Source organism: Lutibacter profundi (assembly GCF_001543325.1).
Taxonomy (GTDB): domain Bacteria; phylum Bacteroidota; class Bacteroidia; order Flavobacteriales; family Flavobacteriaceae; genus Lutibacter; species Lutibacter profundi.
This window is the reverse complement of the sequence record NZ_CP013355.1, coordinates 1,598,893-1,615,314: the sequence shown is the minus strand read 5'-3', so window position 1 is coordinate 1,615,314 and position 16,422 is coordinate 1,598,893. Positions and strand designations below refer to the sequence as shown.

At 31.4% G+C, this 16,422-nt stretch carries 15 protein-coding genes; 12 read left to right on the top strand and 3 right to left on the bottom strand.

Annotation, left to right across the window (positions count from 1 at the left end; translation table 11 throughout):
• The first annotated feature begins 89 nt into the window (after positions 1 to 89).
• The 6 genes from Lupro_RS07205 (at position 90) to Lupro_RS07180 (ending at position 6,937) form a co-directional block, all read left to right on the top strand.
• On the top strand, positions 90 to 821 hold the full coding sequence (locus Lupro_RS07205) for an energy transducer TonB (protein WP_068207983.1): 732 nt from the start codon (positions 90 to 92) through the stop codon (positions 819 to 821).
• 130 nt (positions 822 to 951) lie between these two features.
• Positions 952 to 1,848 (top strand): deoxyribose-phosphate aldolase, encoded by an 897-nt coding sequence (gene deoC, locus Lupro_RS07200; protein ID WP_068207979.1) that lies wholly within the window; start codon positions 952 to 954, stop codon positions 1,846 to 1,848.
• Between the two features lie 2 nt (positions 1,849 to 1,850).
• Positions 1,851 to 3,314 carry an aldehyde dehydrogenase family protein gene (locus Lupro_RS07195; RefSeq protein ID WP_068207977.1) on the top strand — a complete coding sequence of 488 codons (1,464 nt, stop codon included), beginning with the start codon at positions 1,851 to 1,853 and terminating at the stop codon, positions 3,312 to 3,314.
• Positions 3,315 to 3,346: 32 nt separating this feature from the next.
• The gene (locus tag Lupro_RS07190) at positions 3,347 to 4,207 is read left to right on the top strand and encodes an aldehyde dehydrogenase family protein (RefSeq protein ID WP_068207972.1); all 861 of its coding nucleotides are present in this window, start codon (positions 3,347 to 3,349) and stop codon (positions 4,205 to 4,207) included.
• A gap of 76 nt (positions 4,208 to 4,283) precedes the next feature.
• Positions 4,284 to 4,868 (top strand): acyltransferase, encoded by a 585-nt coding sequence (locus Lupro_RS07185; RefSeq protein WP_068207969.1) that lies wholly within the window; start codon positions 4,284 to 4,286, stop codon positions 4,866 to 4,868.
• A gap of 5 nt (positions 4,869 to 4,873) precedes the next feature.
• On the top strand, positions 4,874 to 6,937 hold the full coding sequence (locus tag Lupro_RS07180) for a gliding motility protein RemB (protein ID WP_068207967.1): 2,064 nt from the start codon (positions 4,874 to 4,876) through the stop codon (positions 6,935 to 6,937).
• Here the strand turns inward: Lupro_RS07180 and Lupro_RS07175 are convergent.
• The 3 genes from Lupro_RS07175 to Lupro_RS07165 all read right to left on the bottom strand — a co-directional run bounded on the left by Lupro_RS07175 (position 6,915) and on the right by Lupro_RS07165 (position 8,542).
• Complete coding sequence (locus Lupro_RS07175; RefSeq protein WP_068207963.1) at positions 6,915 to 7,193, bottom strand: HypC/HybG/HupF family hydrogenase formation chaperone; 279 nt, start codon at positions 7,191 to 7,193, stop codon at positions 6,915 to 6,917. The two genes, Lupro_RS07180 and Lupro_RS07175, sit on opposite strands and share 23 nt — an antisense overlap.
• Before the next feature lie 174 nt (positions 7,194 to 7,367).
• Positions 7,368 to 8,189 (bottom strand): hydrogenase nickel incorporation protein HypB, encoded by an 822-nt coding sequence (hypB, locus tag Lupro_RS07170; RefSeq protein ID WP_068207961.1) that lies wholly within the window; start codon positions 8,187 to 8,189, stop codon positions 7,368 to 7,370.
• Between the two features lie 11 nt (positions 8,190 to 8,200).
• Complete coding sequence (locus Lupro_RS07165; protein ID WP_068207958.1) at positions 8,201 to 8,542, bottom strand: hydrogenase maturation nickel metallochaperone HypA/HybF; 342 nt, start codon at positions 8,540 to 8,542, stop codon at positions 8,201 to 8,203.
• A 240-nt stretch (positions 8,543 to 8,782) separates the two neighbouring features.
• On the opposite strand from Lupro_RS07165, the gene Lupro_RS07160 reads away from it, so the two are divergent.
• The 6 genes from Lupro_RS07160 (at position 8,783) to hypD (ending at position 16,421) form a co-directional block, all read left to right on the top strand.
• Positions 8,783 to 9,907 carry a hydrogenase small subunit gene (locus tag Lupro_RS07160; RefSeq protein ID WP_068207957.1) on the top strand — a complete coding sequence of 375 codons (1,125 nt, stop codon included), beginning with the start codon at positions 8,783 to 8,785 and terminating at the stop codon, positions 9,905 to 9,907.
• Between the two features lie 12 nt (positions 9,908 to 9,919).
• Positions 9,920 to 11,656, top strand: a complete 1,737-nt coding sequence (locus tag Lupro_RS07155) for a nickel-dependent hydrogenase large subunit (protein ID WP_068207952.1) — start codon at positions 9,920 to 9,922, stop codon at positions 11,654 to 11,656.
• 25 nt (positions 11,657 to 11,681) lie between these two features.
• A complete protein-coding gene (cybH, locus tag Lupro_RS07150) occupies positions 11,682 to 12,452 on the top strand; it encodes a Ni/Fe-hydrogenase, b-type cytochrome subunit (RefSeq protein WP_068207949.1) in 771 nt (256 codons plus the stop codon).
• A gap of 5 nt (positions 12,453 to 12,457) precedes the next feature.
• Positions 12,458 to 12,994, top strand: a complete 537-nt coding sequence (locus Lupro_RS07145) for a hydrogenase maturation protease (RefSeq protein WP_068207947.1) — start codon at positions 12,458 to 12,460, stop codon at positions 12,992 to 12,994.
• An 85-nt stretch (positions 12,995 to 13,079) separates the two neighbouring features.
• On the top strand, positions 13,080 to 15,335 hold the full coding sequence (gene hypF, locus Lupro_RS07140) for a carbamoyltransferase HypF (protein ID WP_068207946.1): 2,256 nt from the start codon (positions 13,080 to 13,082) through the stop codon (positions 15,333 to 15,335).
• A 3-nt stretch (positions 15,336 to 15,338) separates the two neighbouring features.
• Positions 15,339 to 16,421: a hydrogenase formation protein HypD gene (gene hypD, locus Lupro_RS07135; RefSeq protein ID WP_068207943.1), complete on the top strand. Its 1,083-nt coding sequence runs from the start codon at positions 15,339 to 15,341 to the stop codon at positions 16,419 to 16,421.
• Position 16,422: the final 1 nt, after the last annotated feature.

The following is a 16,422-nucleotide window of genomic DNA, read 5'->3' as shown; positions in this document are numbered from 1 at the left end:
GTTATTTTTCAATTTCTTGCATTATAAATTATACTGTTATAACAGTTCTTTTTAGAAGTATTTCTTGTTGAACCAAAAGCAAGGTAATCATGGAAATAAAAAAATATCCAGACGCGGCTTTAGAAAATTATAGTAAAATTTTAATTCAATTAGGTTTAGTATTGTCACTTTTTATTGTTTATGAATTTATGAATATGAAAACCTATCCAAAATCAATTAAAGGATTAACTGGGGATATTGTTGAAATTGACGATACAGAAGAAACAATTGATATTAAAAAAATTGAAGTCAAAGTTAAGCCAGCTGCTAAAATGGTTATACCCGATAAAATATTAAAAGTTGAAGATAAAATAGACGTAGAAGAAACAATTATTGAGTCTACTGAAACAGATGAATCTGAAGCAATTATCGTTGATCCAAATAAACAAATTAAGTCGGTTGAAGAAGAAGAAACTATTGTTGAAGATGTGCCATTTATGGTTATAGAGAATGTCCCAATATTTCCAGGGTGCAAAGGCGATAATAAAAAACTTAGAGCATGTTTTTCTGCACAGATGTCTAAATTTGTTTCCGAAAATTTCAATTCAGAATTGGCATCAGATTTAGGATTATCATCAGGAAGTATTCAAAGAATTTTTGTAATGTTTCAAATTGATAAAAACGGAAATATTGCCAACATACAGGCAAGAGCTCCTCATAAAAAATTAAAAGAAGAAGCCATAAGAGTAATTAAGTTATTACCAAAAATGGAACCAGGGAAACAAAGAGGTAGAGCTGTAGGTGTTAGATATGGGCTTCCAATTGTTTTTAGAGTCGAATAATATTTACTATTTAACTTAATTAGTATAAATTTGCAAACATAAAAAACACATGAAATTACATTTTATAGTAGCTATTTTGTTATATAGTTACAATAAAATAATTCGTAATTTTGAAAATTAAATAAAATAAATGTTTCCAAATTTAAATAATTTACCTGTTTATGACAATACAGGTGTTAATGAGCGTGTTAAACGTTTTTGTACTCGTAGTATTAAAAAATCTTCAAAAACAGAAGGTTTAAAGCTTGCGTTAAGTATGATTGATTTAACAACTCTTGAAGGTAAAGATACCAAAGGAAAGGTGCAACAACTTTGCTATAAGGCAATGCATCCACATGATTCGTTAAAAAATATTCCCACTGTAGCAGCAATTTGCGTGTACCCATCTTATGTAGGTGTTGCAAAAAAGGCACTGCAGGGAAGTAATATTCAAGTGGCATCTGTAGCTACCGCTTTCCCTAGTGGTCAGTCAGCTCTAGAAGTTAAACTAAGTGATACAAAATTTGCAGTAGATCAAGGAGCTGATGAAATAGATATGGTAATTTCAAGAGGAGAATTTCTTTCAGGAAATTACCAATTTGTATTTGATGAAATTGCTGCAGTTAAAGAAGTATGCGGAAAGGCTCATTTAAAAGTAATTTTAGAGACAGGAGAGTTAGATACATTAGAGAACGTACGAAAAGCAAGTGAAATTGCCATGTATGCGGGCGCTGATTTTATAAAAACTTCAACAGGAAAAATTCAACCAGCAGCTACTATGCCGGTAACATATGTAATGCTAGATGCCATTAAAGATTTTTACTTAAAAACAGGAAAAATGATTGGCATGAAGCCTGCAGGTGGAATTTCTACTTCAAAAATTGCATTGCAATATTTGGTAATGTTGAACGAGGTTTTAGGAGAAAAATGGATGAATAACAATTATTTTCGATTTGGAGCAAGCAGTTTAGCAAATGATGTTCTAATGCAGTTAGTAAAAGCAGAAACGGGAATATATCAATCTATCAATTACTTTTCAAAAGATTAATTATGGCTAAAAAAAACAATAATATATTTAAAGCTTCGTGGACTTACGATGAAGCTCCTGAAAGTACAGATCATATTCAAATTAAAAAACAGTACGAATTATATATTGATGGAGAATTTACAAAACCCGTTAAAAATAATTATTTTGATACGATAAATCCTTCTAACGGAAAAAAAATAGCAAGTATAGCAGAAGCTTCTTCTGAAGATGTTGACAAAGCTGTAAAAGCAGCTAGAAAAGCCTTTAAAGGTTGGGCAGCTCTAACCGGAAAAGAAAGAGGTAAATATATTTTTAGAATTGCCCGATTAATTCAGGAAAGAGCACGAGAATTTGCAGTAATTGAAAGTTTAGATGGAGGAAAACCAATAAGAGAGTCAAGAGATATTGATATTCCTTTAGCGGCAAATCACTTTTTTTATTATGCGGGTTGGGCAGATAAGTTAGAATATGCATTTCCTAATAGAAACCCAAAACCTTTAGGAGTTGTTGGGCAAATTATTCCTTGGAATTTTCCATTGTTAATGGCGGCCTGGAAATTAGCTCCAGCTTTAGCAACGGGTAATACCGTAGTTTTAAAACCAGCAGAAACAACATCATTAACAGCACTTAAACTTGCGGAGATTATTCATGAGAGTGGTATTCCAAAAGGAGTTGTTAATATTGTTACAGGTGCTGGAGAAACTGGTGCTAGTATTGTAAACAATCCAGATGTTAATAAAATAGCATTTACGGGTTCAACAGGAGTTGGAAAATACATTCAAAAGGCAACAGCAGGAACAAATAAAAAACTAACCTTAGAACTTGGAGGTAAAGGAGCGAATATTATTTTTGAAGATGCTGCAATTGATCAAGCAGTTGAAGGAATTGTGAATGCTATATTTTTTAACCAAGGTCATGTATGTTGTGCAGGATCACGATTGTTTGTGCAAGAATCAGTTGCTGATTTGGTGATTGAAAAACTTAAAAGAAGAATGGAAACGTTAATTGTAGGAGATCCATTGGATAAAAACACAGATATAGGCGCTATTAATTCTAAAAAACAATTGCAAACAATTGAGAATTATATTAAAATAGGAATCAATGAAGGGGGGGAAATATACCAACCAACATGTGAATTTCCAAAGCAAGGAAATTGGTGTGCTCCAACATTGTTTTTAAATGTTTCACAATCACATCGTATTGTTCAAGAAGAAATTTTTGGTCCTGTTTTAGCCGTTCAAACATTTAGAACAATTGATGAAGTTATTGAAAAAGCAAATAATACTCCTTACGGATTATCAGCAGGAGTTTGGACAGAGAAAGGGTCAAAAATATTTCATTTAACTCAAAAACTAAATGCAGGTGTGGTTTGGGGAAATACCTTTAACAAATTTGATGCAACTTCTCCTTTTGGAGGTTACAAAGAAAGTGGTTTTGGAAGAGAAGGAGGCTTACATGGATTGAAACCATACGTGAAGTTTGAGTAAAATATAAATTAAAATTATTTTAACTACAGAATATGAGCAGATTAGATATTAATAAAACATATAAATTATATATAGGAGGTAAATTTCCTCGTACAGAATCAGGTAGATATTACACAATTAATAATAGTAGTGGAAATTTAATTGCAAATATGTGCTTAGCTTCTCGTAAAGATTTTAGGAATGCAGTTGTTATTGCACGTAAAGCTCAAAATTCTTGGGCAAATGCTACCGCCTTAAATAAAGGACAAATACTATATCGTATTGCTGAAATACTTGAAGGTAGAAAAGAACAGTTTATTTTAGAGTTAATTACACAAGGTGAAGCAAGAAAAGTAGCACAAAAAGAAGTTGAAACAGCTATTGATAGGTTGGTTTATTACGCAGGATGGAGCGATAAGTATCAGCAATTATTTAGTGCTGTAAATCCAGTATCAAGTTCTCATTTTAACTTTTCAAACCTTGAACCTGTTGGGGTAGTTTCAATAATAGCTCCTGAAGAGCAAAGTTTATTGGGATTAGTGTCTGTAATTGCGCCTGCAATAGTTGGAGGGAATACAGTTGTTGTTTTAGCTTCAGAAAGCAAACCTTTAACGTCTATTTCTTTTGCTGAAGTATTAAATTCATCTGATGTTCCAGGAGGCGTTGTTAACATTCTAACAGGAAATAAAGCAGAATTAGTAAGTCACATGGCTTCACATATGGACGTTAACGCCATCGTATATTGTGGAAAAGATGAAAACGAACTGAAAGAAATTAGTGAACTAGCTAGTAACAACGTAAAGAGAACTATTTTTTATAAAAAAAGTAATTGGGAAAATAAATTATGTGAATCTCCTTATTTTATTGAAAAAACACAAGAAGTGAAAACTACTTGGCATCCAACAGAAATTTAAGAGTAAGGGAAACGGTATTAAATTAACTACATTGAATTAACACACAGTTAAATCAAAAATAATTAAATTGAGCATCATGGATACTAAAAGTTACTTTGCACATAAAACAGCTGTAATTGATGACGGATGTGTAATTGGTAACGGGACTAAAATTTGGCATTTCAGCCATATTATGCCAAATTCTAAAATTGGAGAGAATTGTAATATTGGTCAAAATGTTGTTATTTCTCCTGAGGTTGTTTTAGGAAAAAATGTGAAAGTACAAAACAATGTTTCCATCTATTCAGGTGTTATTTGTGAAGACGATGTGTTTTTAGGCCCTTCAATGGTATTTACGAATGTAATAAACCCAAGAAGTGCAGTTGTTAGAAGAGGTGAATATTTGAAAACCATCGTAAAAAAAGGAGCTAGTATTGGTGCTAATGCAACTATTGTTTGCGGAAATAATATTGGTAAATTTGCCTTTGTTGGTGCGGGTACTGTTGTTACAAAAGAAGTATTACCGTATGCTTTAGTTGTGGGAAATCCTTCAAAACAAATAGGTTGGATAAGTGAGTACGGACATAGATTAGAATTTGATAAGAATGGCTTTGCAACCTGTATTGAAAGTAAAGAAATATATAGTTTAAAAGACAATAAAGTTAAGAAAATCCCGAATTAAGGTCTATGAAAAAAGCACTGTTAAGTTTCATCTTCATTTTTTTATCAATTTCAGTTTTTTCTCAAATTGAAAAATACCCTGTTTTTAATGAATGTAACTCTACAGATGTTTCTAAAATACCAACATGCTTTAAAACACAAATTAAAAAGGCAATTTTAAAAGAATTTAAAATCCCAAAAAACATACAGCAAGAAAATTTTGAAGGGACAATTAATATTGTTTTTTTGGTTGATAATTCAGGTAATTTCCATGTTACTTACATTAATTCTCCATACAAAGAATTAAAAAAGGAAGTTGAACGTGTTTTTAAAACCTTACCAAAAATAACGCCTGCAAAATTTAATAATCATCCCATTGAAATGCAGTTTGTTTTTCCACTAATAATTCCGTTAGAAAATAATTTTCAAGAAGTAATAGAAAAAAAAGAAGTTAAAAAAGAAATTGTTCAATTAACAAAAAAACCTATAAAAACGTTGAACAAAAAAAGCCTATTTCCAGAACATAAAAGTGAATTAAATATCCCTTTTACGCATGCAGAATATAGTTCTTACAATTTTTATTTAGATAAGGCAGATAATTCACATACAGCAGTGAAACCATACGTATATTCAGAAGTTACAAAATATATTGATTTAGACGCTCAAAAAGATAAATTAATAAAACCAAAATCAACTTGGTTTGGTAAAAAGTTATTGAATGAACATATGGCTTTTGTAAAAGGAAAAGATTTTTGGTTTACAGTTGATCCTGGTGTTGATGTACAAGTAGGTAAAGACAACTATGGAATAAATACTTTTAACAACACAAGATCTATTCAAATAAATGGTGGTTTAGGAAAGAAGTTTAATTTTTCAGCAAGTTTTTATGAAAGTCAGGGAAGATTTGCGAATTATGTGAATCAATACGCTGAATCAATAAAACCTGCAGGTGGTAATCCTGCAATTATACCAGGAAGAGGTATTGCTAAAGAATATAAATCTGACGCGTACGATTATCCCGTTGCAGAGGCATACATATCTTATACACCCAATAAAACAGTTAATTTTCAGTTTGGAAATGGTAAAAATTTCATAGGAGATGGTTATCGCTCTTTATTTTTATCTGATGTAGCCTCACCATATCCTTTTGTCAAAATAAACACCAATTTTTGGAAAATAAAATATACAAACCTTTGGATGTGGATGCAGGATGTTAGACCAGAATTAACAGTTGATGGAGCCTATAAGCAAAAGTTTATGGCCGTTCATTATTTAAGCTGGAATGTTACTAAAAAACTGAATATAGGTTTGTTTGAAACTGTTATTTGGGAAGATACAAACAACAGAGGTTTTGATGTAAATTACCTAAATCCATTGATATTTTACACAGCAGCCGAATTTTCAACAGGATCAAGAGCAGGGAATACATTGTTAGGATTAAGTTTGAAATATAAACTCAAAAATATCTCATTATATTCTCAATTCATATTAGACGAATTTAGAGTTTCTGAAATTACAGGTGGTAATGGTTGGTGGGGAAATAAGAACGGTATTCAATTAGGTGTAAAATTTTACAATGCATTTAATATTGAAAACTTGTATTTGCAAGCAGAATACAATGCAGTAAGACCTTATACATATTCTCATGATGAGCTTAATTTAAATTACGGACATAACAACCAACCTTTAGCACATTTATGGGGGGCAAATTTTAGAGAAACCATAGGTATTGTGAGATATACAAAAAATCGCTGGTTTGCAAATGCTAAAATTATTTTTGGAACAAAAGGATTTGATTATAGTAATACAACAGATACCTTTAGTTATGGAGGAAATGTTTTTGAAGACAATGATAATAGAGCCTCAGATTATGGGAATAACATAGGTCAAGGAAATTCAGCTTCAATTTTTATTGGTGATTTACAACTAGGTTACTTAGTTAATCCAGCTACTAATTTAAAGTTGTTTGGAGGAGTAACATTCAGAAATTTTAATCCAGATGCTCCAACAGGTATTTTTGACAAATCAAATACTACTTGGTTCTCTTTTGGTTTGAAAACAGATCTATTTAATTGGAATTTCGATTTTTAATATCTTCGGGGATATCTAAATCTTTCAATTCATCTAGTTGCATTAAAATATCAAAAGTTTTTTTAGCTTCTTCTTCATCAATTACAGAAATTGCAGCACCAACGTGTACCATAACATAATCTCCTACCTTAGCTTCAGGAACTAAAGTGAGACTTACGTCTTTTATAATACCGTCAAAGGAGACTTTTCCTAACCTAAAAACTTCGTCTAACTCGTTTGTAATTTCTATTAATTTTCCAGGAATTGATAAACACATATCTATAAAATAATTTTAATTTGTTATTTTGAATGCCTATCTGCCGGATAGGCAGATTCCCTTTCAGGTCGCATTTTTCTGTTATATATTTTTTTCGTTATGCTTCAAAAAAGGATAAATTTATCCTGAGCGTAGTTAAAGCGCTTCAATTGCTAACGCAAAAGAAAATACAGCTTAAATATTTTCTTTTAGCCAACCATACCATGCTTCCATACCTTCACCCGTTGTTGCTGAAACTTCAAAAAATTGCAATTTAGGGTTTACTTGTAATGCGTAACTTTTAAGCTTTTCAATATCAGTATTTAAGTAAGGAAGTAAATCAATTTTATTAATAATACAAATGTCAGAAGTATAAAACATATCAGGATATTTAATAGGTTTATCATCACCTTCTGTAGTGCTAATAATAACAATGCGTTTGCTTTCTCCTAAATCAAACATAGAAGGACATACTAAGTTTCCTACATTTTCAATCATTAAAATACTGTTATTTTTAATTTCTAATTTTTTAACAGCTTCATAAACTATATCACTTTCTAAATGGCATCCCTTACCTGTATTAATTTGTATTACAGGAATTTTTATAGCATCAATTCTATTTGCATCATTTAATGTTTGTTGGTCTCCTTCAATCACATAAAAAGGAATTGTTTCTTTTAAATCAGATAATGTTCGTTCAAGAATAGAAGTCTTCCCAGATCCAGGAGAACTTACTAAATTTAAGGTGAAAATATTTTTAGCTTCAAAATAACCTCTATTTCTGGCAGCCAAAACCTGATTGTTTTGTAAAATATCTTGCTCTATTTCTAATACTTTATGTTTGTGGTCATGAGAATGATTGTGCGTATGTGTATGCTCTTCATGAGTATGATGTTCGTGGGTATGAGTATGACTATCATGGTTGTGATGAAGTACATCGTGAGAATGATTGTGTTCTCCAGGTTTTAAAATTGTTGGACCATTAGTATCAGATCCACAGCCGCAAGTTCCACACATAATTATAGCTTTTAAATTACTTCTAATGATTTTACTCTTAATTCTTTTCCTTGAATAATACCTTTAAAGTTGCTGTTGCAATTAGGGCAGCTATCAAATATATTATTTAAATAAAATTCACGATTACAATCTGCGCAAATTGCTTTTCCAGGAATTTCAATAATGGTTTTTAGCGCATGTTCTAAAACACTATCCTTAACAGCAGACTCCCATACAAAATTTAAGGCATCTAATTCTACTCCAGCTAATTGCCCAATTTCAAGCTCAATTTTAGCTACGGTATTTTCTTTAATTTTTGCAGTTTCATCTTCAGCAATTTTTACAATTCCCATAACTATAGATAATTCATGCATGCTATTAATAATTGTGACCAATTCAAAATTACAAAATTTAATAAGAAATGAACTAAAGAATAGTTTAAAAATTTATATGATAATTATCATATAATTAAGATTAGGATATCTTATTTTAAAGCGTTCTAAATTAGGGCATTAAGTGAAATGGCGTTAAAATATTTTATAACTTAGTACTGTTCATTTTTTATAAATATATAAAATAAACAAAAGATTTTTTTAATATTAAAAACTTCACGTATGTCTACCAAAAAAGAAAAGCAGAAAACCTATTATCAAAGTATAATAGAAAAAGGCTATTCACGTCGAGATTTTATCAAATTTGCAACATATATGACTGCCTTTATGGGGCTAGAATCATCTATGATTGGACAAGTTGTGAAAGCAATGGAAACAAAAAAACGAATTCCAGTTATTTGGGAGCATTTCCAAGAATGTACTGGTTGTTCTGAATCATTCATCCGTTCTGACCACCCTTTGGTGGCAGATTTAATTTTTGACCATATTTCATTAGACTATACAGATACTTTAATGGCTGCTTCGGGGCACAATGCTGAAGAAGCCAAGCATGAATCTATGAAGGAAAATTACGGAAACTATATTTTGGTAGTAGAAGGAGCTATCCCTATAAAAGATGACGGTGTTTATTGTACAATTGCAGGTCGTTCAGCTGTAGATATTTTAAAAGAATCAGCCGCAGGAGCAGCAGCAATTCTCACTTTTGGAAGCTGCTCATCTTGGGGAGGAGTACAAGCAGCATATCCAAACCCAACAGGTTCTGTTCCAGTTGATGAAATTATTAAAGACAAACCAATTATCAGAATACCAGGTTGCCCACCAATTGGTGAAGTTATGACAGGGGTTGTTATGCATTATGCCACCTTTGGAACGTTGCCTGAACTAGATTCTATGGGAAGACCAAAACAATTTTATGGAAAAAGAGTTCATGATAGCTGTTATAGAAGACCTAATTTTGATGCCGGTTTATATGCCGAAAGCTTTGATAGTCAAGAAGCCAAAGATGGCTATTGTTTGTATAAGTTAGGATGTAGAGGGCCTGTAACCTACAATGCTTGTGGAACTATGGGATGGAATAATGGCGTTAGTTTTCCAATTAAATCAGGATATCCTTGTATTGGTTGTAGTGAGCCAAGTTTCTGGGATAACTCACCTTTTACAGAGAGATTAGTGAATCTACCTGGAATGGGTATTGAAGCAACTGCTGATAAAATTGGTAAAATTGTTATTGGGGCAGCAGTAGGTGGAGCGGTTATACATTCTGTAGCAACTAATTTAGCAAAGAAAAAGGAAATTAGAGAAGCTGAAAAATGCGGGGAAGAAAATGAACAAAATATTAAAGCATAAAATAAACTTATCATGGCAAATAGAATTGTAATAGATCCAATTACTAGAATAGAAGGGCATTTACGTGTAGAAGCTGAAATAAAAGATGGAAAAGTAGTAAATGCATATACTTCCTCAACAATGATAAGAGGAATGGAAAAAATAGTGCAAGGAAGAGACCCAAGAGATGTTTGGGCTTTTGTGCAACGTACTTGCGGTGTTTGTACTACAGTACATGCAATAGCTTCTATAAGAGCTGTTGAAAATGCGTTGGATATTGTTATTCCTCCTAATGCAGAAATAGCAAGAAATATTGTGACAATTGCACATGCAATGCAAGATCACGTAGTACATTTTTATCATTTACACGCATTAGATTGGGTTGACGTAACACAAGTTTTAAATGCAGACCCTAAAGCAACTTCTGAATTAGCACAAAGCATATCTAAATGGCCAAATAGTTCTCCTGGTTATTTTGCAGATGTTAAAGCCCGAATTAAAAAATTTATTGATAGCGGTCAGTTAGGAATTTTCGCCAAAGGATATTGGGGACATAAAGCAATGAAATTACCAGCTGAAGTAAACTTATTAGCGGTTGCTCATTATTTAGAAGCCTTAGAATGGCAAAAAGAAATTGTAAAGGTGCACACAATATTAGGCGGTAAAAATCCGCATCCTCATTTCTTAGTTGGGGGTATGGGTAGTGCAATAAATTTAGACGATGCAGGAGGGCTTAATATGGAGCGTTTAGCTTATGTTGGGCAATTATTAAAAGATGCTCATACGTTTATTAACGAAGTGTATGTTCCCGATTTGTTAGCAATTGCTTCTTTTTATAAAGATTGGGGTGCCATTGGCGATGCTAAATTTAACAACTATTTGTCTTATGGAGATTTACCAACGGATAATTATAGAAATCCTGCGAGTTTTAAATGGCCACAAGGTGTTATATTAAATGGAGATATTAGTAAAGTACATCCTGTAGATTTAGAAAACACCAATGAAATTCAAGAATTTGTAAATAAATCTTGGTATAATTATACTGAAGGTAAAGATAAAGGGCTACATCCTTGGGAAGGAGAAACCGATATCAATTATACAGGACCAAAACCTCCATTTGAACATTTAGATGTAGATAAGGAATATAGTTTCCTAAAAACTCCTAGATGGAAAGGGAAACCTATGGAAGTTGGCCCATTAGCAAGAATGTTAGTGGGGTATGCTTCAGGAGTTCCTGAATTTAAAAATGTTGTTGATGGCGCGTTAAAAGCACTAAATATTCCTGTAACTGCGTTATTTTCAACACTTGGAAGAACAGCTGCTAGAGGGTTAGAGTCTAAATTGTTAGCTGATTGGGGCTTAGAATTCTATGATAAACTTATTGCCAATATTAAAAATGGAGATACTCGAATGGCAAATATGGAAAAATGGGATCCAAAAACTTGGCCAAAAGAAGCTAAAGGAGTTGGGTATATGGAAGCTCCAAGAGGAGGTTTGGCTCATTGGATTGTGATTAAAGATAAAAAAACAGATAATTATCAAATGGTTGTTCCAACAACTTGGAACGCTTCACCACGTGATCCAAAAGGACAAATGTCTGCATATGAATCTGCTTTAATAGGAACGCCAATTGCAGATCCAAATAATCCTGTTGAAATTTTGAGAACCATTCACTCATTTGATCCTTGTTTAGCTTGCGCTGTGCATTTGTATGATGAGCATGGTAAACACATTAGCCAAATTCAAATTGGTGGGTCTTGTAGTATTTAGTAGTTAACAATTGAAATTATAAGTAATGGCAACAACATTTAATTATAAAAGAGTTTATGTATGGGAATTACCTGTTCGTTTTTTTCATTGGGTAACAGCATTTTCAACAACCATTTTGATAATTACAGGATTTATTATTGCAGATCCACCTGCTATCAATGCTAATGTAGAAGCTACAAATTCATTTTGGTTTGGCTATATAAGAGCTATTCATTTTATTACTGCATATATTTTAATTGCAAATTTAATTTTTAGAGTTTATTGGGCATTTACTGGTAATCAATTTGCAAATTGGCGTAATTTTATTCCATATACTAAAAAAGGAATACATAACATTATTCATGTGTTAAAAGTAGATATCTTTTTAATGAAAGACACAGAACACAAATTATACAATATAAGTATTGGTCATAATTACTTGGCGGCTTTCTCATATTTTATAATGGCATTGTTTTTTTTATTACAAGTAATGACTGGTTTATCACTTATTGCAGATACCTCAAGTTGGTGGTTTCCAAGTATGTTTAAATGGGTTTCAACTATGTTTGGAGGTGATATAGTTACACGCTATATTCATCATATTCTTACTTGGTTATTTATGGCATTTGTAGTAATACATGTGTACTTAGTTTTATTCCATGATTATGTAGAAGCAAGAGGAGAAGCCTCCTCTATGATAAGTGGGTTTAAATTTGTTCGCGCTGAAAGATTGAAAGAAAGTGAATCTGAAATTATTGATAAAGCCGAAAAAATAACATGGAAAAAAAAGAATAAAAAAACTCAAAAAGAAAAATAATAGATATGATTTCAGATGATGTAATGGAGCTGCAAAAGCTATTTTATCAAACTCATAATTATTTAAATAGTGAGAAAAAAGATAGCATTTTAGTTCTAGGTATTGGTAATTATTTAATGGGAGATGAAGGTGTTGGTGTGCACACCATTCATGCTTTGAGTAAAATTGATTTACCTGACAATGTGGATATTATGGACGGTGGTACAGGAAGTTTTGATTTAATGCCAATTCTATCACAATACCCCTTGGTGATTTTTGTTGATGCTACAATGGATAATAAACCTGCAGGAACTATAGATGTTATTTATCCTAAATTTGCAGCTGATTTCCCAACAGTATTAAGTGCCCATGATGTTGGGCTAAAAGATATGATTGAAGCCTTAGAGTTTCAAAATCAATTACCAAAAATAATTTTAGTAACAGTCTCTATTACAGAAATGATTCCTATGACTATTAGCCTGACAGATAACGTTGAAAATAGTATTCAACATGTTGTAAATAAAATTTTAAACATTTTAAATAAAATAACTATCGAAAAATAATTTTAACCATTCTTTTATTTACCTATCCCTATAAATTATATTAAAAAATTGTAAATTTATAGGGATAATTTTTTAAGTAAATTTTATGCTCAAAACTTATAAAATTTATATTTCTGGACAAGTACAAGGTGTTGGATTTAGACCTTTTGTGTATAATCTAGCAACAAAACATTTAATAAAAGGCTCTGTATCAAATGATGAAAATGGAGTTGTTATTTATGCAACGCAAACACGTGATAACATTAAACTATTTTATGAAGAATTACTTAAAAATCCGCCTCCAGTTTCACATATTTTAGCAAGTGAAATTAAGCCAACTAATTTTTTTAAGTTTGATAATTTTAAAATAATTCCTTCAAGTAAAAACGGGAATATTAACTTACCGCTAACACCTGATTTTGCAATTTGTGAAGCGTGTAAAACTGAAATTAATAATTCAACAAATCGCAGGTATAATTACCCATTTACTACTTGTGTAAATTGTGGGCCGCGTTGGGCTATAACACAATCTTTTCCTTTTGAAAGAAACCATACAAGCATGGATATGTTTACAATGTGTGATGATTGTGAAAAAGAATATACCAATCCGGGAGATAGAAGATTTCATTCACAAACAAATACCTGTTCTACCTGCGGAATTCAGTTGCATTTAGAAGATACTAATTCAAAAAAAATAACGATAAATATATCAATTACTTTTAAAAAAGTAGCTCAGTTTCTTACAGATGGAAAAATAATTGCAATAAAAAACACAAGTGGATATTTGTTATGTTGCAATGCTGAAGATTCAGAGGTTATTCAAAAACTAAGAAAGTTAAAGAACCGTCCAAATAAACCATTTGCGGTATTGTATCCTTCTTTAGAAAAACTTCAAAAAGAATTAAAATTAAATGAGTTGCAGGTAAAGTCTCTAACTTCAAAAGAACACCCCATAACCATTATTTCATCTGAAAACTACCAAGGAAACTTGGTATTAAATGAAATTGCTCCAAAATTAAATCAGTTAGGCGTAATGCTGCCATATACAGGAATTTTACAGTTATTAGCAAATGAATTAGATTTTCCAATAATAGCTACAAGTGGTAATATTCATGGTTCTCCAATTATTAGTAATAATGAAGATGCTATAGAGAAATTAAAAAATGTAGCCGATTATTTTCTGCACCATAATTTAAAAATAACACAACCTCAAGACGATTCTGTGTTAAAATTCAGCTTTAAATTTAAGCAACCAGTTTTGTTTAGGCGCTCGCGAGGTTTTGCCCCCAATTATTTTGGAGCTCAATTAAAATCTACTGAAAAAATAATAGCAATGGGTGCAGATTTAAAAAGCAGTATTACTTTTTATCCTAATCAGTATATTTATAGCAGTCAATATTTAGGGAATTTAGAAAACTACGATGTTTATAATCGGTTTATAGCAATGGTAAATTCATATATCAAAATTTTTGAACAACAACCTCAAGTAATTTTGATAGATAAGCATCCATTATATCACAGTTCAGAATTTGGAAGAGATTTTGCGAAAAAAAACAAGGCCAAATTAATTGAAATACAACATCATAAAGCACATTTTACAGCTATTTTAGGAGACCATAATTTATTTAAAAAAAAGGTATTAGGTGTTATTTTTGATGGTACCGGTTATGGTGATGACAAGGCTATTTGGGGAGGAGAATTTTTTAATTACGAAAAAAATAAAATAAAAAGAATCAATCACCTAGAATATTTTGATTGGTTGTTAGGCGATAAAATGGCTAAAGAACCACGTATTTCATTGTTGTCTTTAGCAACTTCAGAAATGGATGGAATTTTGAGTGTTAAATTCACACCAAATGAATTAAAAACGTATAAAACCTTAAAAACGTTAAATAGGTTAAAAACTTCTTCTGTAGGACGGTTATTTGATGCGGTAGCTTCTTTATTAAATATAACAGATTATAATTCATACGAAGGTGAAGCAGCAATCCTTTTAGAAAATTTAGTTACGGGGTATAATATAAAAAACTGCAAAAGTTATTTGAATTCTATAGAAAAAGGGATTTCTTCCAAAGAAATAATAAAACAAATAGCTATTGATGTTAAAAAAGGAAAATCTAAACAAAAAATTATTTTAAATTTTTTGTTCACATTAGCAAATACAATTATTGAAATGGCAAAAACAAACAATTATAAATATATAGCATTTAGCGGAGGTGTTTTTCAAAACACTACATTGGTAGATATGCTAATTGAATTAGTTCCTAAAGAAATAAAATTGTATTTTCATAAAGATTTATCGCCAAATGATGAAAATATTTCATTCGGTCAACTGATGTATTATATTCATATTAAAAAATAATAGATGAAGTATTTAGCGGAATATAGAAATTTAGAAGAGACTAAAAAAGTATTAGATGAAATTCATAATATTACTAAACATGAATGGAATATTATGGAAATTTGTGGCGGACAAACACACGGTTTAGTTAAAAATGGTATTTTAGAATTACTACCAGAGAAAGTTAGAATGATTCATGGCCCAGGTTGCCCAGTTTGTGTAACGCCGCTAAATTTAATTGATAAAGCCATTGATTTACTTGAAAAAGGAGTTATTGTTTGCTCTTTTGGGGATATGATTCGAGTTCCAGGGAGTAAAAAAAGTTTGCTGGAAGCTAAAGCTTTAGGTGGTGATTTACGTATTTTGTATTCACCTTTAGAAGCGGTAGCTGTTGCTAAAGAAAATCCAACAAAAGAAGTTGTGTTTTTTGCTGTTGGTTTTGAAACCACAGCTCCTGCAAATGCTCTTTCAGTTTTACATGCAGAAAAAGAAGGTGTTACTAATTATTCTATTTTGGCATCTCATGTGCTAGTTCCGCCAGCTATGGAAGCTATTTTAGATGATGAGTTTTGTACTATTGATGCTTTTTTAGGAGCTGGCCATGTGTGTGCAATTATGGGAACTGAAGAATATGAACCATTGGTAACAAAATATAAAATACCAATTGTGGTTACAGGTTTTGAACCTTTAGATTTAGTTCAGGGAATTTATATGGCGGTAAAACAATTAGAAGAAAATAGATTTGAATTAGAAAATCAATATGCGCGAGTAGTTAAAAAGGAAGGGAATGTAGCTGCAAAAAATGTGATAAATCAAGTTTTTGAAATTGGTACTAGAGAATGGCGTGGAATAGGAGAAATTCCTAATAGTGGATATGTAATTAAATCAAAATACAAAAATTACGATGCTGAAGCAAAGTTTAATATCAGTCATATAAAAGTACCTGAAAATAGTTCTTGTATTGCGGGTGAAATTTTAAGAGGAATTAAAAAACCTGCTGAGTGTGCTCAGTTTGGTAAAGCATGCAACCCTTCAAATCCACTAGGAGCACCAATGGTATCTTCAGAAGGGGCTTGTGCAGCATATTATCATTTTTCAATAATATAAA